General features: G+C 59.4%; 22 protein-coding genes. 15 read left to right on the top strand and 7 right to left on the bottom strand.

Going from position 1 to position 22,388, the window contains the following annotated elements; genetic code table 11:
• Positions 1–56: 56 nt before the first annotated feature.
• A complete protein-coding gene (locus tag ACQZ40_RS04975; protein WP_448747520.1) occupies positions 57–1,307 on the bottom strand; it encodes a flagellar biosynthetic protein FliO in 1,251 nt (416 codons plus the stop codon).
• Between the two features lie 180 nt (positions 1,308–1,487).
• A complete protein-coding gene (locus ACQZ40_RS04970; RefSeq protein ID WP_448747519.1) occupies positions 1,488–1,781 on the bottom strand; it encodes a hypothetical protein in 294 nt (97 codons plus the stop codon).
• 214 nt (positions 1,782–1,995) lie between these two features.
• Here ACQZ40_RS04970 and cckA point away from each other — a divergent pair, with 214 nt between their 5' ends.
• The 6 genes from cckA (at position 1,996) to ACQZ40_RS04940 (ending at position 10,034) form a co-directional block, all read left to right on the top strand.
• A complete protein-coding gene (gene cckA, locus ACQZ40_RS04965) occupies positions 1,996–4,581 on the top strand; it encodes a cell cycle histidine kinase CckA (RefSeq protein WP_448747518.1) in 2,586 nt (861 codons plus the stop codon).
• Between the two features lie 282 nt (positions 4,582–4,863).
• A complete protein-coding gene (gene clpS, locus ACQZ40_RS04960; protein WP_003521420.1) occupies positions 4,864–5,220 on the top strand; it encodes an ATP-dependent Clp protease adapter ClpS in 357 nt (118 codons plus the stop codon).
• Between the two features lie 10 nt (positions 5,221–5,230).
• Positions 5,231–7,744, top strand: coding sequence for an ATP-dependent Clp protease ATP-binding subunit ClpA (gene clpA, locus ACQZ40_RS04955; protein WP_065653936.1), 2,514 nt, complete (start codon positions 5,231–5,233; stop codon positions 7,742–7,744).
• A 169-nt stretch (positions 7,745–7,913) separates the two neighbouring features.
• Entirely contained in the window at positions 7,914–8,672 is a 759-nt protein-coding gene (locus ACQZ40_RS04950) for an AzlC family ABC transporter permease (RefSeq protein WP_065653935.1), read from the top strand.
• Positions 8,669–9,013, top strand: coding sequence for an AzlD domain-containing protein (locus ACQZ40_RS04945; protein WP_198939204.1), 345 nt, complete (start codon positions 8,669–8,671; stop codon positions 9,011–9,013). The genes ACQZ40_RS04950 and ACQZ40_RS04945 overlap by 4 nt, the downstream gene beginning before the upstream one ends.
• Before the next feature lie 70 nt (positions 9,014–9,083).
• Complete coding sequence (locus tag ACQZ40_RS04940) at positions 9,084–10,034, top strand: phosphatase PAP2 family protein (RefSeq protein ID WP_448747517.1); 951 nt, start codon at positions 9,084–9,086, stop codon at positions 10,032–10,034.
• On the opposite strand, the gene ACQZ40_RS04935 is transcribed toward ACQZ40_RS04940, so the two are convergent.
• A complete protein-coding gene (locus ACQZ40_RS04935) occupies positions 10,013–10,903 on the bottom strand; it encodes a LysR substrate-binding domain-containing protein (RefSeq protein ID WP_448747516.1) in 891 nt (296 codons plus the stop codon). The two genes, ACQZ40_RS04940 and ACQZ40_RS04935, sit on opposite strands and share 22 nt — an antisense overlap.
• 110 nt (positions 10,904–11,013) lie before the next feature.
• On the opposite strand from ACQZ40_RS04935, the gene ACQZ40_RS04930 reads away from it, so the two are divergent.
• Positions 11,014–11,865 carry an urea carboxylase-associated family protein gene (locus tag ACQZ40_RS04930; RefSeq protein WP_448747515.1) on the top strand — a complete coding sequence of 284 codons (852 nt, stop codon included), beginning with the start codon at positions 11,014–11,016 and terminating at the stop codon, positions 11,863–11,865.
• 170 nt (positions 11,866–12,035) lie between these two features.
• On the opposite strand, the gene ACQZ40_RS04925 is transcribed toward ACQZ40_RS04930, so the two are convergent.
• Genes ACQZ40_RS04925 through ACQZ40_RS04910 form a run of 4 tightly spaced genes read right to left on the bottom strand, consistent with a single transcriptional unit; the run spans position 12,036 to position 14,887 of the window.
• On the bottom strand, positions 12,036–12,467 hold the full coding sequence (locus ACQZ40_RS04925; RefSeq protein ID WP_003496252.1) for an HIT family protein: 432 nt from the start codon (positions 12,465–12,467) through the stop codon (positions 12,036–12,038).
• 22 nt (positions 12,468–12,489) lie between these two features.
• A complete protein-coding gene (locus ACQZ40_RS04920) occupies positions 12,490–13,683 on the bottom strand; it encodes a GNAT family N-acetyltransferase (RefSeq protein ID WP_448747514.1) in 1,194 nt (397 codons plus the stop codon).
• Positions 13,680–14,420 (bottom strand): glycerophosphodiester phosphodiesterase, encoded by a 741-nt coding sequence (locus ACQZ40_RS04915; protein WP_448747513.1) that lies wholly within the window; start codon positions 14,418–14,420, stop codon positions 13,680–13,682. Before ACQZ40_RS04915 ends, ACQZ40_RS04920 begins: the two co-directional genes overlap by 4 nt.
• Positions 14,417–14,887 carry a RidA family protein gene (locus ACQZ40_RS04910; protein ID WP_003521410.1) on the bottom strand — a complete coding sequence of 157 codons (471 nt, stop codon included), beginning with the start codon at positions 14,885–14,887 and terminating at the stop codon, positions 14,417–14,419. Before ACQZ40_RS04910 ends, ACQZ40_RS04915 begins: the two co-directional genes overlap by 4 nt.
• A gap of 116 nt (positions 14,888–15,003) precedes the next feature.
• Between ACQZ40_RS04910 and ACQZ40_RS04905 the strand changes: the two genes are divergently transcribed.
• The 8 genes from ACQZ40_RS04905 (at position 15,004) to rseP (ending at position 22,345) form a co-directional block, all read left to right on the top strand.
• On the top strand, positions 15,004–15,846 hold the full coding sequence (locus ACQZ40_RS04905; protein WP_448747512.1) for a cell envelope integrity EipB family protein: 843 nt from the start codon (positions 15,004–15,006) through the stop codon (positions 15,844–15,846).
• A 192-nt stretch (positions 15,847–16,038) separates the two neighbouring features.
• Positions 16,039–16,806 (top strand): 30S ribosomal protein S2, encoded by a 768-nt coding sequence (rpsB, locus tag ACQZ40_RS04900; protein ID WP_003496241.1) that lies wholly within the window; start codon positions 16,039–16,041, stop codon positions 16,804–16,806.
• A gap of 358 nt (positions 16,807–17,164) precedes the next feature.
• Complete coding sequence (tsf, locus tag ACQZ40_RS04895; protein WP_003521408.1) at positions 17,165–18,091, top strand: translation elongation factor Ts; 927 nt, start codon at positions 17,165–17,167, stop codon at positions 18,089–18,091.
• 97 nt (positions 18,092–18,188) lie between these two features.
• Positions 18,189–18,911, top strand: coding sequence for a UMP kinase (gene pyrH / locus ACQZ40_RS04890; RefSeq protein ID WP_003502561.1), 723 nt, complete (start codon positions 18,189–18,191; stop codon positions 18,909–18,911).
• Between the two features lie 63 nt (positions 18,912–18,974).
• Positions 18,975–19,532, top strand: coding sequence for a ribosome recycling factor (frr, locus tag ACQZ40_RS04885; RefSeq protein WP_003521407.1), 558 nt, complete (start codon positions 18,975–18,977; stop codon positions 19,530–19,532).
• A 65-nt stretch (positions 19,533–19,597) separates the two neighbouring features.
• Entirely contained in the window at positions 19,598–20,341 is a 744-nt protein-coding gene (locus tag ACQZ40_RS04880; RefSeq protein WP_065653927.1) for an isoprenyl transferase, read from the top strand.
• A complete protein-coding gene (locus ACQZ40_RS04875) occupies positions 20,341–21,174 on the top strand; it encodes a phosphatidate cytidylyltransferase (protein ID WP_003521405.1) in 834 nt (277 codons plus the stop codon). Before ACQZ40_RS04880 ends, ACQZ40_RS04875 begins: the two co-directional genes overlap by 1 nt.
• 49 nt (positions 21,175–21,223) lie before the next feature.
• A complete protein-coding gene (gene rseP / locus ACQZ40_RS04870; protein WP_448747600.1) occupies positions 21,224–22,345 on the top strand; it encodes an RIP metalloprotease RseP in 1,122 nt (373 codons plus the stop codon).
• The last annotated feature ends 43 nt before the right edge of the window (positions 22,346–22,388 follow it).

Here is a 22,388-nt window from a genome sequence, read left to right as displayed (position 1 = left end):
AATCGCTTCCGTGCCCTTTTTCTATTTCGAATTTCTGGTCGGAAGACCCGCGCGCGTCAGCGGTCGCGGGTCACGGAAAGCTCTCCGAAAATACGCGCCATTTCCTTCTGCATGTCTCCATCCGGTGAAGCGCCGGTGACAGGCGGGGAAGCTGGCTGCGGCTTGATCTGCTTTTCCGCGACAGGGGCGATGGACGGTTCGTTATCCGCCTCCTTGCTCTTGGCGATCTCCGCCTCAAGGAAGCTTTCGAAATCACTGGCGAGCTCGTCGGAAAATTTCGGCTCGGCGTCGTTCGAAGCCACAGCCGGATTTTCAGGCTTGGGCGGGAAAGGTGCGGGCGGCGTTGTTTGTCCCGGCTTCAGGTCGGGAAGGACGCGCTCCCGTGCGGCGTCGAGAAAATCGGCGGCGATGGATTGGTCGATCACCGGCTCGCGCGCGGCAAAGACCGGCGGAGCGAATTCCGCAGTCCGTTCTTCCGCCTTTGCCTCTATGGGCGCCTGTGCAGGGATCGGCGGTGCGACCGGTGCCGGAGCTGGCACGACGGGCTCGGCACGCCTGGGTTCCGTTCGCGCCGCCGCCATGTCGAGCGATGCCGCCGCCATGGGCAAGACGGCAGCGACCGGAGCCGCTGCAACCGGTATTGGCGGTGGCGTGGGGCGCGCTGTCTCCCGCTCGGGTGCCGCCTGTCTTGTCGGCGGCGCGGTTTCGCGCGCCGTAGAAGGCGTGGGTACGGGTTGCGGCGGGGTCGATGGGCGTGGCGGAACCTGAGCGGCGGCCGCCGCAATGGGTGCTGGACGCGGGGACGCCACAGGTGCCGGCGGCTCCGGCCGCTGTGCTTGCTTCACGGGTTCTTCAGGCACGGAAACGGGAGCCGCAGCTGCAACGGGCTGCTGTTGCGGCAGGGCGGGGCGACGTTCCTGCTGGATCGCCGGCTCGGCTCGCTTCTGCTCGCTTTCCTGGCGCGGCAGCGCCTTCAATTCCGGCTCCTGCACGTCCCTGACAATGGGGATCGCGCCTATACCGCTTTCGATGACGATATCCGTTGGGCCGCCGATCATGACGAGATGCTCGACATTGTCACGGCGCACCAGCACCAGACGGCGGCGTGCGTCCACGGCCGTTGCATCGAGAACCTGCAGGCGCGGCTGCCGGTTGCGCCCGCCGCGGATGAAAGGGGCAGAACCGCTGCGCCTGCGCAGAAGCCACAGCGCAATCGCCAGAACAAGCAGGGCCACACCCACACCGACGACGGCGACGATGAGACGGTTTCCATAAGCGCCGATAAAATCTTCCATCATGGAGATCATCCCTTCAGATTTTTTGGCTTTTTCGTTTCTTGGGCAATTAATATTGCCGTGGTTCTTATAAAGTGAACGTCAAGCAGGAAAAGACGATTTTTTTGGGCGCGATACAAGGTTTATTCATTTCGCCCCACAGGATTGCCGCCTCAACCGTAACGACGCCACCAAAGCGCCATATCTCGTCCTTCAATGCTGAAAGACAGTGAAAGTTGCAATTCTTTTGCCGAAGGAGCGTTCCGGAATGTTCCAGTCATTGCGCATGAACGGCTGCTCCGCACGGCATTTGATGCGTGTCGTTTTGCTGTTGCCACCGTTTTTCGCGTTTCCGTATTCGATGGCCTGGGCCGAAGACAAGGTGCCGGACAACGCCGCGACCATGGCGGAGTTCGTGCGCGACAATCCTTCCTGCGTCGACTTCACGGACGGATGCTCGGTTTGCACTGTCGCTGACGGCAAGATCGTCTGTTCCGCGCCGCGCATTCAATGTCAGGTGAAGGAGCTTACCTGTACAAGGCCGTAGTCTTTTACGGCTTTTATACACCTTTCAGGCCGTTTTCGCTGTGCGTTTTTAAGCCTTTGTGTCCTGGCGGAGCTTTTTGCCGGTCAAGCGAGTTGCTACAAGAAATTTTACTGCCCGATTCCGTCAGGGAAATGGGGCTGACCGAATGACGACCTGCACGACTGCGAGGCCAAGATGACACGGGTGCGCGAGACAAGCGACAACGACCTTCCGCTGGTGGACAGGCGCGCCCGTTCCGGCACGGTCCTGCGCATTCTGCTTCTGGCGCTGGTTCTGATCGCCGCCGCTGCCGCCTTCGTCTATTTCAAGGATTCGCTCGAAAACGAAATCGTGCTCGGCATTCTCGGCGTGCTGGCCATGATGGGCATCTTCTTTCTGGTATCGTCGATCATCGGCTTCATCGAGGTCATGCCGCAGTCGCAATCCGACGGGCTTGCCCGCCGCTTTCTCTCGGCCCATCCCGAAGGCACGCTGATCACCGACGCCAAGGGGCATATGGTCTATGCCAATGCCACCTATTGCCGGATGAGCGGCACCACCAAGGCGAGCGATATCCAGAGTCTCGAAACGCTCCTGTCGCGCAGCCGGGAATCGACCGAAGCGCTTTACCGGCTCATCAACGTGCTGCGCGAAGGCCGCGACGGTTACGAAGAGTTCCGGCTGCTGAAGCCGCTGGGTGAGGATTCCAATGCCGGCCCGCACTGGTACAGGCTGAAGGGCCGGGTGCTGAAGGATGCGGGCGGCGAGGGGCTGCACGTCTTCCAGATCGCCGACATCACACCGGAGCGCGAGGATCAGGAGCGCTTCTTCCGCGAATTGCAGAATGCCATCGATTACCTCGATCACGCCCCGGCCGGTTTCTTTTCCGCCGGGCGCAAGGGCGAGATCGTTTATCTGAACGCTACCCTGTCGGAATGGCTCGGCATCGATCTGGCGCAGTTCTCACCCGGTTCTATGACCGTTTCCGATATCGTCGCCGGCGAGGGCATGGCGCTGATCGAATCGGTGCACCCGCAGGGCACGGCGAAGCGCACTGAAATCCTCGATCTCGACATGCGACGGGTGAACGGCCAGAGCATGCCGGCCCGCCTCGTGCATCAGGTCACCTCGAAAGATGGCGCGCCCGGCGAGAGCCGCACCATCGTCCTGATGCGCCCAAAGGGGCAGGAGGATACGGAATCCTCCTCCGCCATGCGTTTCACCCGCTTTTTCAACAACACGCCGATGGCGATTGCCTCGCTCGACGGCGAAGGCCGCATCCTGCGGATCAACGCGCCGTTCCTGAAATTGTTCTCCGGCGTCGTCGGTCGCGACGATATCGATCGCGGCGTGGCGCTTGAGACTGTCATCCATGATAATGAGAAGCCGCGGCTCGAACAGGCGCTGGCCGAAGCCAAGGACCGTCAGGGCGATATCGCGCCCTTCGATTCCCGCCATCCGAGCGACGAGGGCCGGCATTTCCGTTTCTACGTCAACGCCGTCATCGATCAGGACGATGAAGCGCCGGAAGAGGTGGCTATCGTTTATGCCATAGAAGTGACCGAGCAGAAGGCGCTCGAGACCCAGATGGCGCAGACGCAGAAGATGAATGCCGTTGGCACGCTGGCGGGCGGCATCGCCCACGATTTCAACAACGTGTTGACCGCCATCCTGCTGTCGTCGGACCATCTTCTGCTACAGGCGCGGCCTGCCGATCCGAGCTTCGCCGATCTCATGGAGATCAAGCGCAACGCCAACCGCGCGGCCGTGCTGGTACGCCAGCTTCTGGCGTTCTCGCGCAAGCAGACCATGCGTCCGGCCATCCTCAACCTGACGGATGTGATCGGCGATCTGCGCATGCTGGTGGACAGGCTTATTTCCGGCACCAATGTCAAGCTGGAGGTCGATTACGGCCGCGATCTGTGGCCGGTGAAGACGGATCTGTCGCAATTCGAGCAGGTGCTCATCAATCTCTGCGTCAATGCACGCGACGCCATGCCCGACGGCGGCAAGATCACCATCAGGACGCGCAACGTCGACGCGAAAGAAATCGCAGCGCTTGGCCGTCCGGAATTCCCGGCCGAGGACATGGTGATGGTGGAAGTCGCCGATAATGGCACGGGTATTCCGCCGGAGATCATGGACAAGATTTTCGAGCCCTTCTTCACCACCAAGGAAGTCGGCAAGGGCACCGGCCTTGGCCTGTCGATGGTCTATGGCATCGTCAAGCAGTCGGGCGGTTATATCTATCCCGAATCGGAAGTTGGCAAGGGAACCGCCTTCCGCATCTACCTGCCGCGCCATGTGGTGGAGGCCGTTCAGGGCAACGGGCAGTCCGGCGAGGCCGCGCTTGCTCCGGTCATCGCAGCCGAGCCGGTGAAGGAAGAGCCGTTGGATCTCACCGGCAAATCCGCCGTCGTGCTTCTGGTGGAGGACGAGGAAGCGGTGCGGCGCGGCGGCAAGCGCATGCTGGAAACCAGAGGCTACACCGTGCACGAGGCCGGGTCCGGCACCGAAGCCCTGGAGGTGATGGAGGAACTGGAAGGCAAGGTCGACATCGTCGTTTCCGACGTCGTGATGCCGGAAATGGACGGTCCGTCGCTGCTGAGGGAACTGCGAAAGTCCTATCCGGACCTGAAATTCATCTTCGTTTCGGGGTATGCCGAGGATGCTTTCGCAAAGAACCTGCCGGCCGACGCCAAGTTCGGTTTCCTGCCCAAACCCTTCTCGCTCAAGCAGCTCGCCATCGCCGTTCGCGAAATGCTCGACGACAAGGAATAAGGCGGGCGGCGGCGAACCGGATTCGGCTGCGCCGCGACCTGTCGCATCCATTGCATCCGGCCTGAAAAATGCGCCGCTACTGCGGGTCCGTGTCTTCCTGCGCCCTGGCTGCCTCCATATCCGCACTTTTCCCGAGGTTTGCCTCTTCGCAAACGCAATAGTGATTGCACCGTTTCGCAAGGGGCTTAAAATCGCGTCTTAACGACCTAGATATGAAGAGGCGAAGTTCTCCCTCCTGGCAAAGAACTGTCGGTTTGAGAACGGTTTGGAGAATGATGAAAGATGATCGCTAGGCCGATCTACATGCAGGGCGAGGGCGAAGGGGAAGACGGCGGCGGCACCAACCGCGGAACGTCTGTTATCACCCGCGTCAAGCCAAAAACAAAAAGACCGAATTTGTACCGTGTTCTTTTACTGAATGACGACTACACTCCCATGGAATTCGTCATCCACATTCTGGAGCGTTTTTTCCAGAAGGATCGCGAAGCGGCAACCCGCATCATGCTGCACGTGCACCAGCACGGCGTGGGCGAATGCGGGGTGTTTACATATGAGGTCGCAGAGACGAAAGTAAGCCAGGTCATGGATTTCGCCCGACAGCACCAGCATCCGCTGCAATGCGTCATGGAAAAGAAATGAGGATCGCAACGTGCCAACTTTTTCCCCAAGTCTCGAGAAGGCGCTGCACCAGGCACTGACCTTTGCAAATGAGCGTCACCACGAATATGCGACGCTGGAACATCTCCTTCTGGCGCTGATCGACGACGCGGATGCCGCAGCCGTCATGGGCGCCTGCAATGTCGATCTCGATGCGCTTCGCAAGACTGTCAGCGATTACGTCGACAATGAACTGACGAACCTCGTCACGGGTTACGACGAAGATTCCAAACCCACATCCGGCTTCCAGCGGGTCATCCAGCGGGCCGTCATCCATGTTCAATCGTCCGGCCGCGAGGAAGTGACCGGCGCGAACGTGCTTGTGGCCATTTTCGCCGAGCGCGAAAGCCACGCCGCCTATTTCCTGCAGGAGCAGGAGATGACCCGTTACGACGCGGTCAACTACATCTCCCACGGCATCGGTAAGCGCCCCGGCACGTCGCAGACGCGCACGCCGCGCGGTGCCGATGAACCGGAAAGCGAAAACAAGGCGAGCCGCAGCAATCCCGAGGAAGACGGATCGTCCGCCAAGAAGCAGCAGGATGCGCTGAAGGCTTACTGCATCAACCTCAATGAAAAGGCGAAAAACGGCAAGATCGATCCGCTGATCGGCCGCCACGACGAGGTCAACCGCACCATCCAGATCCTCTGCCGCCGCTCCAAGAACAACCCGCTTTATGTGGGCGATCCGGGCGTGGGCAAGACGGCGATTGCCGAAGGTCTCGCCAAGCGTATCGTCGAAGGCAAGGTGCCGGAGGCGCTCGCCAATGACACCATCTTCTCGCTCGACATGGGTACGCTGCTGGCCGGAACCCGCTATCGCGGCGATTTCGAAGAGCGGTTGAAGCAGGTCGTCAAGGAGCTCGAAGAATATCCGGGCGCGGTTCTGTTCATCGATGAAATCCACACCGTCATCGGTGCGGGCGCGACCTCGGGTGGCGCGATGGATGCATCGAACCTCTTGAAGCCTGCTTTGTCTTCGGGCGCGATCCGCTGCATCGGCTCGACCACCTATAAGGAATATCGGCAATTCTTCGAAAAGGATCGCGCGCTTGTGCGCCGTTTCCAGAAGATCGACGTCAACGAGCCGTCCATCGATGACGCCATCGCGATCATGAAGGGGCTGAAGCCCTATTTCGAGGACTACCACCACCTCAGATATTCCAACGAGGCGATCAAGGCTGCTGTCGAGCTGTCGGCCCGCTACATTTCCGACCGCAAGCTGCCGGACAAGGCGATCGACGTGATCGACGAGACCGGTGCGGCGCAGATGCTGCTGCCGGCCTCCAAGCGCCGCAAGCTGATCACCGAGCGGGAAATCGAGGCCACCATCGCGACGATGGCCCGCATTCCCCCGAAGACGGTCTCCAAGGATGACGAGATGGTTCTCGCCAACCTTGAAAAGGAACTGCGCTCGGTCGTTTATGGTCAGGACATCGCCATCGAGGCGCTTGCCACGGCCATCAAGCTGGCGCGTGCGGGCCTGCGCGAACCGAACAAGCCGATTGGCTCCTATGTCTTCTCCGGCCCGACGGGCGTGGGCAAGACGGAAGTGGCCAAGCAGCTTGCCGCCTCGCTCGGCGTCGAGATGCTGCGCTTCGACATGTCGGAATATATGGAGCGTCATACCGTGTCGCGCCTGCTCGGCGCACCTCCCGGTTATGTCGGCTTCGATCAAGGCGGTCTGTTGACCGACGGAGTCGACCAGCATCCGCATTCCGTGGTGCTGCTGGACGAAATCGAAAAGGCGCATCCGGATATCTACAACATCCTGTTGCAGGTGATGGACCACGGCTCGCTGACCGACCATAACGGCAAGAAGATCGACTTCCGCAACGTCATCCTCATCATGACGACGAATGCGGGTGCATCCGAAATGGCGAAATCCGCCATCGGTTTCGGTTCTTCGCGCCGTACGGGTGAAGATGAAGAGGCAATCAACCGCCTGTTCACGCCGGAGTTCCGCAACCGTCTGGACGCGATCATTCCGTTCTCGCCGCTGCCGACCGCTGTCATCCACAAGGTCGTGCAGAAGTTCGTCATGCAGCTGGAAACCCAGCTCTCCGAACGCAACGTCACTTTCGATCTGCATGAAGATGCGATCTCCTGGCTGGCGGAGAAGGGTTACGACGAGAAGATGGGCGCCCGTCCTCTGTCGCGCGTGATCCAGGAAAACATCAAGAAGCCGCTCGCCAACGAAATCCTCTTTGGCAAGCTCAAGAAGGGCGGCGTCGTCAGCGTCACCGTCGGCAAGAAGGATGACGGCTCCGATGGTCTCATACTCGAGGTCCTGCCGGAGACGGCACCCGTGAAGCCGCAGCCGGAGGCCGAACTGAAGGCGGCCAAATCGCCCGGCAAGGCGAAGGCCAAAACGAAACCCGCTTCCAAGGCGGCGAAGGCCAATGAAGAGGCGGATGTCCTTGTTGCCGAGGCCGATAAGTCGGACGAGGACAGCAAGCCACGGCGCAAGACCAATGCGGTGCCGAAAGTGCCGAAGAAGAAATGACCAAGGTCTTCGACCGATAAACCGATGCCGGGCGAAAGCCCGGCATTTTCATGTATGAAGCGCGTCGCGTTTTCCCTGATACCTCCGGCGCGTTTCATTTTTTGTTTATGCATGACGTTACCCCGAAGCTACGGCACAGTTTCGGGTGACATGCACAAGTGGGTCAGCAATGCAGACTGCCGACAGCGATACCATCCCCCTGAGCGGCTGGTTTTTCCGGGGAATGCGGGGCATATTTTCGCTGCCCTCGCTCATTCTGATGACATCTTTCGTCGGTTTTAGCGCCTTCGCGCTGGAATCCGGTGTCGCGCGCGGTGAAGCCGTGTTCATGACGCTGATGATCTGGGCCCTGCCGGCCAAGATGATCCTGATCGGCTCCATGGTCGGCGGCGCCAATCTTGCCGCCTGCTTTCTGGCGGTGACGCTGTCCTCGGTCCGGATGATGCCGATGGTCGCCTCCATCGTCCCAGAAATGCGCGGCGCGAAGACGCCGACATGGATCTTGCTGTTTCTCTCCCACTTCGTCGCAATCACGGCCTGGGTTTTTGCCACGCAAAATCTCTCCAAGGTGCCGCGCGAAGCACGCGCCGCCTGGTTCGCCGGTTTCGGCATGACGCTCACCGTGGTCAATGCCATCATCGTCGGCCTGTGTTACGGCGTTGTCGCCGCCTTTCCGCCGCTTGTCGCCGGCGTGCTGTTTTTTCTCACGCCTGTCTATTTCGTGGCATCGATCTGGGCTTCGGCCCGTCATTCCGTTGTCAAGGTCGCCTTCGTCATCGGTGTTATCGCCGGACCGGCCTTCGCGGTCATCGCACCGGAATTCGATATTCTCTATGCCGGGATCGGCGGGGGCACGGCGGCCTATCTGATCGACCGCCTCGTGTTTCGCCGTCGGATAAAACCCGTCTCACCGGAGAGCGAACCATGATCACCGAACATTGGTGGGCGCCTTATCTCTTCATCGCGATTGCCGGCTGGCTGGCGACCGATCTCTGGCGCTGGCTCGGCGTTCTCGCCGGTAACCGCCTGAAGGAGGATTCCGAAGCGCTGCACTGGGTAAGGGCGGTCGCCACCGCACTCGTCATGGCCGTCACCGCCAAGCTGATCGTCTTTCCAACCGGAACGCTGGAAGCATCGCCCCTGTGGCTGCGCATCGGCGCTGCCACACTCGGTTTCATCGCTTTTCTGATGGCAGGCCAGCGGGTCATCGTCGGCGTGGCTGTGCCGATCCTGCTTCTGGCGGGTGGGTTGTTCGCGCTCGGTTTCTAGTGCACGCTTTATCCGAATATTAAGGCCGTTGCCCTACTTTGCCGCTGATTGAAACAGGGGCAGCAATTCAATGCGACTCTTTGCGGCAGAGCGTTTTGTACTTGGCATTATCGCCATATTATTCGTTGTCGATGCGGTATTGATTGCGGCCAAAGGCATTCAATTCGACTACGCAGGATATCTTCTGTGCGTTCTGGCAGGCGTCGGTGTTTTTATCCTCGGCCAGGTTTATCGCACTACCGGGCGCGATCTTCGCATTGCTGCCGCCCTGATTTCTGGCGGGTTATTCATCCTGTTCACGCTTGTTGCTTCGGTTTTCAACTACATGTTCCTACCCGTGGCCTTTCCGGGGATTGATCATATGCTTTTCAGTGTGGATGCGGCGTTTGGCTACAGCTGGACAGGCATCGTCCTGTGGGCGGCAGCCCACCCATGGATCGGAACCGGCCTGTTTTTCGTCTATGCCTCATCGTTGCCGCAGCTTTTGGTGATCGTCCTGACGCTTGGATTTACCGGCAACGAGCGGATGCTGCACCATTTCCTCGTGACGGGAGTACTGGGTGCATTTGCATGCATCGTCTTTTGGATATTCTTGCCGACATTCGGACCTTCGGCCTATGTGCAATTGCCGCAATGGGTATCGCAGGCCATTCCGTTGGCCGTCGATAATACCTACGGTCAGGAGTTGAACCGCCTCATAACGGAGGGAGTGGTCTATCTTTCGCCTAAAAATGTGCTGGGGTTGATCGGCTTTCCATCGTTTCACATCTTCATGGCGGCAATGTCAGTCTGGTTCATACCGCGTCACTGGGCGGTGATGGCGGTGATCTTGCCGATAAACCTCTTGATGCCGCTGGCCGTTCTTGTTCAGGGTGGACACCATCTTTCGGATGTTTTCGGTGGTCTCGCTGCTTTTGTTGTCATTTGTGCTGCATCCGCCCGCTTGCTCAACTGGCTGTCGGCGAGGGAACGGATGGAAGAGGCGGCAGCCTCTCGTGTTCAGATCGTCGCGGCGGAATAACTGCCACGCATTTCGCTCCCTCGGGCCTCTGCAAGAAGCCAGTCCGACAGGATGCGGGATGGTGCCGTCATCTCTTCGGCTTCCATCAGCCAGTAATATTTCTCCCTATCGGCCGCCCGGTCGAAGAGCACGGTCAGTTGACCTTCGGCGATCTCGTCGTGAAGCAGCGCCGTCGGGCAGAGGCCGATGCCTTGACCGGCTTTGAGAGCGGTCACGAGCAGATTGAAATCCGCGAAAACCGGACCGGCGTTATCGGGCAGGGATATTCCCCCGGCTGCGAACCAGTCCTGCCACGCCGCCTCGGTGTCGTCATGCAGCAATTCCGCTCGTAACAGGCTGTCAACATTGTCGAAAGGACCGAATTTAGCGACATAGTCCGGCGCGCATGTCGGCCGTGTCTCTGCGCTGAAAAGCGCGACCGCGTTTTCCTCGGATGCGATGCCATGTCCTATGGTGAGATCGGCTGGTATCGCGTGATGCGCGCCGGAATAGCTGATGGATACCTGTATATCGGGGTAAAGCGCCCGAAAGCGAGGCAAGCGGGGCGTCAGAAAATGCGCCACGACAGAGGGCAGGCTGGCAAGGCGGACGACCATGCGGTCATGGCCCTGACGGATCCGGGCGGCGCCAGAGGCAATCTGGCGTAAGGAGGTCGAAACCGTCGTGCCGAATTCCTTTCCGGCCGGGGTAAGCCTCACACCCCGTGCGTGCCGCTCGAACAGCGCCTCACCGAGCCAGGCCTCCAGATTGCGCACGTGCTGGCTGACAGCAGTTGCCGTCATGCCGAGTTCCTGCGCAGCCAGAGAAAAACTTGTTCTTCTGGCTGCGGCTTCGAATGCCCGGAGAGTGGTGAGCGGCGGTAATTTCATGATGCCTCAAGGGTAAGTAAGACTTGGCCTGAGCGCAAGAAAAACCCGTCTTGTCAGGCGAGCAGGCATGGCGCAATTTCGCCTCGAGATTTTGATTGCCCGAGGATTTCATGACCCCCATGCCCGCCGCCGAACCCGTCGACGCCGCCGCACGCCGCGCCGTCCGTCCTGTTGTCGTTTATCCGAACGGGACGCTTGAAATGCCAGACCTCGCGCGTCTGGAAGAAGCCAAACGAAGCATGAAAAAAATCGATGAGGTCATCGTGCCGCCGCGTGACGGCCGCAGCTTTCATGTGCCAAAGGGGCATTTCTTTCGCATCGTAAGCGTTGAAGGTCCGCAGGTGGGAGACCTGAACCTCTGGAACGCCCATGATCTGACCGAGCGGTTTTTCAGCGGCAAGACCCGTGCCCTGCACGCCACCCATGTTTCAGTCGGCAACCGGCTGTGGAGCAACCTGCCGTCCCTGCGGCCGATGGCGACGATCACACATGATACGCTGTCATGGTATGGCTTCGACGAAGACGGCGGCGGTGTGCATGACGTGATCGGCACACGCTGCGATCCCTATACCAATAAGCTCCTGAGCGGCGGCGACTACCACCATTGCTGCCATTCCAATCTGACCAATGCGCTGGCCTCCGCCAAGGGCCTGTCATTCCGGCAGGCGGAACAGCATGTGCATGACGTCCTCAACGTCTTCATGTGTACTGGTTTCACCCGCGACACACACCAATATTTCATGAAGGCGAGCCCGGTGCGGCCGGGCGATTATCTGGAGCTTTTTGCCGAGATCGATCTTATCGGCGCGCTTTCCGCCTGCCCGGGCGGTGACTGCAGCGCCACGCATTCGAGCGATACGGCGGCCTGTTATCCGCTGAAGGTGGAAATATTCCGGCCGGATTTGGCAGTGCTTGAAGGCTGGCCCTGGCCGGAACGGAATGCATATCTGCCTGTGGAATGATGAGAAACGACACAGTCGGACACGATCTGGCATCCAGTCAATGGGCGTCTGCGCCGTAAGAAGACTCTCTCGCGATCAAGGACTTGATCGCACTGGACCCCGGACCAAGTCCGGGGTGACGACGTGGAGATGTGCTACGCTTTGCAGGATACGCGCGTGCTAGGCAACCATCACGAAGCAAGCGCGGCCTTTATCTTCTCCGCGTGGGCCTTCAATACCTCGCCATCGGCCATCACGCCGGAATGCGGCTTCAGTGGCTCGCCTTCCTTGCGCGGAATGACGTGGAAATGCAGGTGAAAAACGGTCTGGCCAGCCGCCGGTTCGTTGAACTGGGCGATGAAGACGCCATCGGCATCGAAGGCTTCCTTGGCCGCCACGGCGAGTTTCTGCACCACGGGAATGGTCCTCGCCAGCACTTCCGGGTCGGCATCGAGCAGGTTGCGGGAGCCGGTTTTCGGAACCACGAGCAGATGGCCGGGGGCCTGCGGCATCACATCCATGAAAGCAAGCGTGTGCTCGTCTTCGTAAAGCTTGTGGCTCGGAATTTCGCCGCGCAGGATTTTTGCGAAGATATTGTTGTCGTCATAGGCGCTGGCCGTCATCGTGATCTCTCCTCATGGCGGACTATACGTCCGGTTCCTGTCTCTCGCCCTTGCGGAAGGGCGTGTGTTCATCAAGATAATCGCCGATATGCTCGACTTCCTCGCGCTCGCGCTGAAGATAATCGGCAATGGCGCGGCGCAGGCCTGGATGGACAATGAAATGCGCCGAGTGGGTAGTGACGGGCATGTAACCGCGCGCCAGCTTGTGTTCGCCCTGAGCGCCGGCTTCCACCCGTTTCAATCCCCTGGAAAGCGCGAAATCGATCGCCTGATGATAACAGACCTCGAAATGCAGAAAGGGGTGATCCTCGACGCAGCCCCAGTGGCGGCCATAAAGCGCATCCGAGCCGATGAAATTGATCGCGCCGGCAATATAGCGCCCCTCACGTTTCGCCATCACCAGCAGCACGTCATCGGCCATACGCTCACCGATCAGCGAATAAAATTCCCGCGTCAGATAGGGCCGGCCCCATTTGCGGCTGCCGGTATCCATGTAGAAAGCGAAGAACTGGTCCCAGATATCCTCGGTCAGGTCGCTTCCGGTCAGCCAGTCGATCTCGATGCCGTTTTCCAGCGCCGCGCGGCGTTCCTTTTTCAGCCCCTTGCGCTTGCGCGAGGAAAGGGCGTCGAGAAAATCACCGTGGTCGCGATAACCGTCATTGATGAAGTGGAACTGCTGGTCGGTCCTGTGCAGGAAATCGCGCGGCAAAAGGGCGGAGAGATCGTTCTCTTCCAGAAATGTGACATGTGCCGACGAGACGCCGATCTTTTCCGTCACCTGCGCGAGACCGGAGGCCAGGAGCGCTTTGAAACGTGTCTCGTCCTCGTTCTTGCAGACGAGCAACCGTGGTCCGGTTGCAGGCGTGAAGGGAACCGAGCACTGCAGTTTCGGATAATAATGCCCGCCGGCCCGCTCGAAAGCATCCGCCCAGCCGTGGTCGAAGACATATTCGCCCTTGCTGTGGTTCTTCAGATAGGCGGGCACCGCGCCGACCAGAGCTCCGGAGGCGTTTTCGAGAAGCAGATGGTGCCCCAGCCAGCCGGTTTTCGCTGTCGCCGATCCCGATTCTTCCATGGATGATAAAAATTCATGGGAAATAAACGGGTTGTAGATTTTTCCTGATGTATTGCGCGAGGTTCCGGAAAGCCGCTTCCAGCTTTCCGGATCGATATCCCTGAAGGATTGCGCAACGCGAATGGAATAGTCTTCTGTCATGCCGTGGCGGACGGGTTCTCTCTCGGGTCGAAACCTTCGAATGTCATCTGGTCCGCATATTTATAGGTAGTCTCGCGCGCATTTTCATCCCTGACCGTCCAGGTAATCACCGGAAGGCCAAGTTTTCTTTGCGCCTCGATGAAGCTGTTGGGCAGATGACCCCAATGATAGGAGATAAAATCGAGACCAATCTGCATCGCTTCGTCATGTTTGAAGAAGTCTTCCGGCTTGTCGCCTTCGGCCGTCAGACCCAGCGGCCAGGGCGAGCCGGCCGCCTTCAGATCTTTCAGCAGATGGTGGTCGAAGCTCATCAGCGCCACATGGCCCTTGTAGTCCTCAAGGTCTTCCAGCACCGCCTCGGCAAAACCGTCGTCGACGCCTTCACCGGCGCGGCCTTTCAGCTCAATGACCAGCGGCACCTTGCCGGCGCAGAGCGTGAGAAGCTGCTTGAGGGTAGGGACCCGATCCCCGGTCTGGCCGACGGCAAGAAGCGACAGCTCGGCGGATGTGCGTTCGCGCACATCGCCCTTGATGCTGGTCAGGCGGGCCATGTCGTCGTCGTGAAAAATCACCGGCACACTGTCGGCTGCCAGCTGCACGTCGCATTCGATGGCGAAACCGGCCTCGATGGCGCGGGAAAAGGCGGAAATCGTGTTTTCCCAGACCGCCTTATTGAGATCATGATAACCACGATGGGCGACGGGCTGAGCCGTCAGCCAGGAGAGTTTCAGCGTCATACGTCGATTTCCACGATGGCGTCGATTTCGACGGCGGCATTGAAGGGCAGGCAGGCCATGCCGACGGCGGCGCGGGCATGTTTGCCGGGCTCACCGAGAACATTGGCAATGAGATTGGAAGCACCGTTGATGACGAGGTGCTGTTCCACGAACTCCGGAACCGACGCAACAAAGCCATTCAGCTTGATGACACGGCGGATTTTCGAGAGATCGCCATTTAAAGCGGCCTTGACCTGTGCGAGAATGTTGACGGCGCAAAGTTCGGCCGCGCGCTGGGCGCCTGGCACGTCGACATCGCGGCCAACGAGGCCCGTCACCGCAATCTTGCCCGATTCCATCGGCAGTTGACCCGATACATAAAGCAGATTGCCGCTGATGGTGAATGGAACGTAGTTTGCGGCTGGTGCTGCGGCTACGGGGAGCGTAAAGCCAAGTTCCTTGAGGCGGCCTTCGATGACGTCCGACATTTTCGTCTCCGGTTTTGTTGTAAATCCTTCAAGAATCCGGCATTCAGAAGATGTTGATCCAAAAGCCGGGCGGTTGCTTGTACAATATGAGCGGCGAGTCCAACAGGAGATATTGCATGTTTGTCAGGACGCTTGGTTTCGTTGCCGCAACAGGGCTTATGACCGGCCTGTCGAACGCTGCCAATGCCTTGCCGGTCACGGTTCCCGATCTCGTCGCCCACCGCGCCGTCTACGATCTCGAACTCAAGGATGCGTCCGATCGATCCGGCATCGAGGGCATGACGGGCCGCATGGTCTATGAATTCACCGGCTCGGCCTGTCAGGGCTACAAGACGGATTTCCGCTTCGTGACGCAGATCAACACCGGCGATGCCGTGCGCATGACCGACCAGCAGACCACGACCTTCGAGGATCTCACGGCCAAGAAATTCACCTTTGAGACCAAGTCCTACACCGACGACAAGCTGGACAAGGAAGTGCAGGGCGCTGCGACCGACGGCACCGATGGCGTGAAGGTCGATCTGACCCGCCCGGATGCCCGCCAGGTCAGTCTCGTCGCCAGCGAATTCCCGACGCAGCATATGTTTCAGGTCATCGAACATGCGAAACTGGGAAAGCGCATCTTCGAATCCCGGATATTCGACGGTTCGGACGATGGCGATGAAAGCCTGATCACCTCCACGCTCGTCGGCAAGTCGCAGATGCCGAAGGATGGCGATGCCGACGCCGGTAAGGCGGGCGAATTCGCCAAGGCGGCATTCTGGCCGGTAACGATCGCCTATTACAACGACAAGACCGGCACGGACGATTTGCCGATCTACCGCATGTCGTTCAAGCTCTATGAAAATGGAATCACCCGCGATCTGACGATGGATTACGGCGATTTCGTTCTGACTGGAAAGCTTGCGAAGCTTGATATTCTCAAGCCCGAAACCTGCGAAAACAAGCCTGTCCGCTGAAACGCGGCTGTTTCTGCGGTTTTTTCGCATAAATGCTTGCATTTTCATGCGGGCGACTGTATGCGGCTCACCATTCCACACGCGAAGCTTGGGATGTTCCGGGAGAAATCCGGTCCGTTCCGCCCGGTGGTATCGATGAAAATCGGTGCTGTTCGCTTCGCGGGGGTTAAACCGGAAAAGGAGTAACAAGGCATGGCATTGCCCGATTTTTCTATGCGCCAGCTTCTGGAAGCTGGTGTTCACTTCGGCCACCAGACGCACCGCTGGAATCCGAAGATGAAGCCGTACATCTTCGGCGACCGTAACAACATCCACATCATCGACCTGGCTCAGACCGTTCCGATGCTGTCGCGCGCCCTTCAGGTCGTGTCCGACACCGTTGCCCGTGGCGGCCGCGTTCTGTTCGTTGGCACCAAGCGCCAGGCGTCCGAAATCATCGCCGACAGCGCAAAGCGTTCGGCCCAGTACTACGTCAACTCCCGCTGGCTCGGCGGCATGATGACCAACTGGAAGACCATCTCCAACTCGATCCAGCGCCTGCGCAAGGTCGACGAGATCCTGAACTCGGAAGCTTCCGGCTACTCCAAGAAGGAACGCCTGAACCTCGAGCGCGAGCGCGAAAAGCTTGAAAAGGCTCTCGGCGGTATCCGCGATATGGGCGGCGTTCCGGACCTGATGTTCATCATCGACACCAACAAGGAAAAGATCGCGATCGAAGAAGCCAAGCGTCTTGGCATTCCGGTCGTTGCTATCATCGACAGCAACTGCGATCCGGACCACATCGACTACCCGATCCCGGGTAACGACGATGCTTCGCGCGCCATCTCGCTTTACTGCGACCTGATCGCCCGCGCTGCCATCGACGGTATTGCCCGTCAGCAGGGCGCTTCCGGCCGCGACATCGGCGCTTCGGAAGAAGCTCCGATCGAGCCCGCTCTCGAAGACGAGGCTGGCGCCTGATATAGGCCCTGTCTGGCGGCGATCTCGGTCGCCGTCTCCTCGACCAGGATATGGCAAGGCCGTCAAAGACCTTCAATGGGTTGACGGCCTTGTTCGTTTCAAGCGCTCCGCCACGTTTTTATGAAATCGCTGGCGTCCGATGCGGTTGAAACGGAAGGCAGTCTTCATAACGCTGTCATACTTCAGCGGCACCCATCATCTCGATGCATGGAGACGCCGCAGCACTTGGGAATGCGCATGCCCCTTTCCTGAAATCCTCTTCGGTTTCAAAGGGTGTGCGGCCGGGTACAGTCATCACCCAGAACTTCGGCACGGCAAATTCCGCCGGCTGACCGATCGAACCGATAAGAGGCACACAATGACCGAAATCACAGCCGCAATGGTGAAGGAACTGCGCGAAAAGTCTGGCGCAGGCATGATGGACTGCAAGAAGGCTCTTGCTGAGACCAATGGCGACATGGAAGCGGCGATCGACTGGCTGCGCGCCAAGGGCATCGCAAAGGCCGACAAGAAGTCCGGCCGCACGGCTGCCGAAGGTCTGGTCGGCGTTGCCACCATGGGTCACAAGGCTGTCGTCGTTGAGCTGAACTCCGAAACCGACTTCGTTGCCCGTAACGATGCGTTCCAGGACCTCATCCGCGGTATCGCCCAGGTTGCCCTCACCACCAACGGCACCGTTGACGCTGTTTCCGCTGCCACCTATCCGGCAACCGGCAAGTCCGTTGCCGACAGCATCAAGGACGCGATTGCCACCATCGGTGAGAACATGACGCTCCGCCGCTCGGCAGCGCTCGAAGTTCCGCACGGCGTTGTTGCGACCTACATCCACAACGCTGCCGGCGACGGCATCGGCAAGCTCGGCGTTCTCGTTGCCCTGAAGTCGGAAGGCGACAAGGCCGTTCTGAACTCCATCGGCCGTCAGGTTGCCATGCACATCGCTGCGACCAACCCGCTCGCCATCCGCGCTGAAGAAGTCGACGCCGCCGTTGCCGAGCGCGAGCGCAACGTCTTCATCGAACAGGCCCGTGAATCCGGCAAGCCGGAAGCCATCATCGAAAAGATGGTTGATGGCCGTATGCGCAAGTTCTTCGAGGAAGTCGCCCTTCTGTCGCAGGCTTTCGTCATCAACCCGGACCTGACTGTCGGCGCTGCCGTCAAGGAAGCCGAAAAGGAAGCCGGCGCTTCCATCGAAGTAACGGGCATGGTTCGCCTCCTGCTCGGCGATGGCGTCGAGAAGGAAGAAAGCGATTTCGCAGCCGAAGTCGCAGCCGTCGCCAAGGGCTGATTATATTTACCCAATCTTGGGAAAACGGGAGGGCATCGCGTGACAACGCGGTGCCCTTCGTGTATCCGCGTTTCGGTTACATTTCCGAGGAGTCATGATGTCTTCCAAGCCGATCTACAAACGCGTTCTTCTCAAGGCTTCCGGCGAAGCCCTCATGGGCGATCAGGGTTTCGGTATCGATGTGGCGGTGGCTGATCGCATCGCTTCCGATATCGCCGAGGCGAGGGCGATGGGCGTCGAAGTCGGCGTTGTCGTCGGCGGCGGCAATATTTTCCGCGGCGTTGCCGTGGCCTCCAAGGGCGGCGACCGCGTTACCGGCGACCATATGGGTATGCTGGCGACCGTCATCAACGCGCTGGCGCTCGCGACCTCGCTGCGAAAGCTCAGCATCGACACCGTCGTTCTCTCCGCAATCGCCATGCCTGAAATCTGTGAGAGCTTCTCGCAGCGCGCGGCGCTCCATCATCTCGCGCAGGGGCGTGTGGTGATCTTCGCTGGCGGTACGGGCAACCCCTTCTTCACCACTGATTCTGCCGCAGCCTTGCGCGCTGCGGAAATGGGCGCCGAAGCGATCTTCAAGGGCACACAGGTGGACGGCATCTATTCCGCCGACCCGAAGAAGGACCCGACGGCAACCCGTTTCGACGAATTGACCCACAGCGAAGTGCTCGGCAAGGGACTGGCGGTCATGGATATCGCCGCCGTTGCGCTTGCCCGCGAAAACCACATTCCGATCATTGTTTTCTCGATCCACGAGAAGGGCGGTTTTGCGCAGATATTGACCGGCGGCGGCCGCAAGACCATCGTGCACGACAAATAATCAAAACGATGCCGCCTCAAGGGGCGATTACGGCCGGCTTGGCCGACAAGATGGAGTATCAAGATGAGTGGTGTTGACCTCAACGATATCAAGCGCCGTATGGACGGCGCCATCAATGCATTCAAGAGCGATATCGCATCGCTTCGCACCGGCCGCGCTTCGGCCAATATTCTCGATCCGGTCACCATCGAGGCTTATGGCTCGCGCGTACCGCTGAACCAGGTTGCGAATATCACTGTTCCGGAGCCGCGCATGCTCGGCGTCAACATCTGGGACAAGTCGATGGTCAACGCCGTCGACCGTGCGATCCGCGAATCCAATCTCGGCCTCAACCCCATCGTTGACGGCCAGAACCTGCGTATCCCGCTGCCTGAACTCAACGAGGAGCGCCGCAAATCGCTCGTCAAGGTCGCCCATGATTATGCCGAAAAATCAAAGGTGGCGATTCGCCATGTGCGCCGCGATGGCATGGATGGTCTGAAAAAAGCCGAAAAGGACGGTGACATCGGTCAGGACGAAAGCCGTGGACAGTCGGAAAAGGTTCAGAAAATGACCGATGACACGATTTCGGAAATTGACCGCTTGCTTGCCGAGAAGGAAAAGGAAATCATGCAGGTCTGATATCGCTTGCGATAGACCTGTATTTTATTCGTTTTAATTCCGCGCTGCCCTGTTACTGGATCGATATGCCGACGACGACACGTTCCTCCATACCCGAGCACGTCGCCATCATCATGGATGGCAATGGACGCTGGGCAAAGCAGCGCGGTCTTCCGCGCGTGATGGGGCATCGCCGCGGTGTGGAGGCCGTGCGCGAGACCGTGCGCGCGGCCGGCGATTGCGGAATACGCTATCTCACGCTCTTTGCCTTCTCGTCGGAAAACTGGCGTAGGCCCGAATCCGAGGTGAGCGATCTGATGGGGCTTTTGAAAGCCTTCATCCGGCGTGACCTTGCGGAACTGCACCGCGAAAATGTTCGCGTGCGGATCATCGGCGACCGGCAGGGGCTGAAGCATGACATACGCTCTCTCCTCGAAGAGGCGGAGCAGATGACGGCGGGCAATACCAAGCTGACGCTGGTGATCGCCTTCAACTACGGAAGCCGCGACGAGATTGCGCGTGCGACAGCGGCGATAGCGCGCGATGTCGCCGAAGGCCGGCTTAATGCCGAATCCATTACGCCGGAGATGATTTCGGCCAGACTCGACACGTCGGGTATGCCTGATCCTGATCTCATCATCCGCACCAGCGGCGAAGAGCGCCTGTCGAACTTCCTGCTCTGGCAGGCCGCTTATTCCGAGTTCCTGTTCGTTCCCGAATATTGGCCGGACTTCGACCGCCAGCGATTCTTCTCCGCAATCGAGCAATATGCAACGCGTGACCGCCGCTTCGGTGCACTCACCGAGCAGGTTGCCGTGGCAGGCGCCTGATGAGCCGTGAACTCAGACTGCGGATCGTGTCCGCAATCGTCATGGCGGCGGTCATTCTGGCCGCGACCTGGTATGGTGGCATTCTGTTCCGCATCGTCGCGGGCCTTCTGGCGATCCTCATCTATTATGAATGGTCGACGATTACCCGGCTGTCGGAGACCAACTCGACCGGCAATGCCTGGGGCTGGTTCGCGGTCGCCGTCATCGCCGGCAATACGATATTCGGCGAATCCTCGCTCGATCTGCCGCTCTTATCCGGCTTCACGTTGACGGCGGCGCTGTTTCCAATTCTGCGCGGCAGGAACTGGTGGCTGGTGGGCGGCATTTTTTATGCGGGCCTGAGCGGCATATCGCTGGCAGCCATACGTGGTGACGAGCTGACCGGCTTCGTGTCCATCCTGTTTATCTTTGCCGTTGTCTGGTCGACGGATATTCTCGCCTATTTCGTCGGACGCGCCATTGGCGGGCCGAAGCTTGCGCCTTCGATCTCGCCCGGCAAGACCTGGTCCGGCGCGATCGGCGGGGCGGTGGCGGCCGTGATCGGCGGCGGCGCGGTGTCCATGGCCTATCACGGCAGGATCAGCGTGCTGGTGCTGGGGCTCGCCCTTATCCTTTCGGTGTTCAGCCAGATCGGCGATCTCTTCGAATCTTTCGTGAAACGGCGTTTCCAGGTCAAGGATTCCAGTCATCTCATTCCGGGCCACGGCGGCTTCATGGACCGTGTCGACGGTCTTGTTTTCGCCTGCTTTACGGTATTCCTCATTGCTTTCGTGCATGCGGCGGCAACCGGCGACGTGCCCGGATCGGGCGGCGGTCTGTTGCCGGGTTTCTGAGCGGCGCGAAGGGTCACGACACAAAGGGCAGATTGTCATGAACACAGTAATGGCGGCGACCGGCTTTCTGACCGGCTATATCGTGCCCTTCATCCTGGTGCTGTCACTGCTCGTTTTTGTCCATGAAATGGGCCATTATTTGGTCGGTCGCTGGTGCGGCATCCGCTCCACCGCATTCTCCATCGGCTTCGGCCCGGAACTGATCGGTTTCACCGACAAACGCGGCACGCGATGGAAGATTTCGGCGATCCCGCTCGGCGGTTACGTCAAGTTCTTCGGCGATGAGGATGCGGCGAGCAAGCCGGATAGTTCCGGCCTGTCGCATATGTCTCTGGAGGAGAGGGCGCAGACGCTTTCCGGCGCAAAGCTGTGGAAAAGGGCGGCCACGGTTGCCGCAGGCCCGATCGCCAATTTCATTCTCGCGATTCTCATCTTCGCGGTGCTCTTCGGCATTTACGGCCGGATGATCGCCGATCCGGTCGTGGCGGAAGTCCGTGAAAACAGCGCGGCGGCTGCCGCCGGCGTGCAGCCCGGCGACCGGCTCATCGCGATCGATGGCGAAAAAGTGATGACCTTCGAGGATGTCCGCCGTTACGTCGGCATCCGGCCGGGCACGCCGATCACGGTGACGGTCGAAAGGGCGGGCGAGGAGCTGAAGCTGCCGATGGTCCCGACCCGCACCGAAACCACAGACCAGTTCGGCAACAAGCTGGAAATGGGCATTATCGGCATCGTCACCGACCAGACCAGCGGCAATTTCCGCCATATCGAATATTCGCCGTCCGAGGCGCTGGTCGAAGGCGTGCGGGAAACTGGCCACATCATTACCGGAACATTAAACTATATCGGCAATCTCGTGACAGGGCGCATGAATGCCGATCAGCTTGGTGGTCCGGTGCGTGTGGCGCAGGCGTCCGGCCAGATGGCGACGCTCGGCATTTCCGCTGTTATCCAGCTTGCCGCCGTTCTTTCCGTCTCCATCGGTCTTTTGAACCTGATGCCTGTGCCGGTTCTGGATGGCGGGCATCTGGTGTTCTACGCCATCGAGGCCATTCGCGGCAGGCCGCTTGGCGCGGGAGCGCAGGAAGTCGCGTTCCGTATCGGGATGATGATGATTTTGGGTCTTATGGTTTTTGCAACATGGAATGATATCAGCAGCTTGATCGGCTGAGGATTGTGTTTTAACGGTTTTGTTAGTTATTTGTTTACCTTGT

The sequence above is a fragment of the Agrobacterium sp. 16-172Ci genome (assembly GCF_053522725.1).
This window is presented reverse-complemented; position numbering and strand designations above follow the sequence as displayed.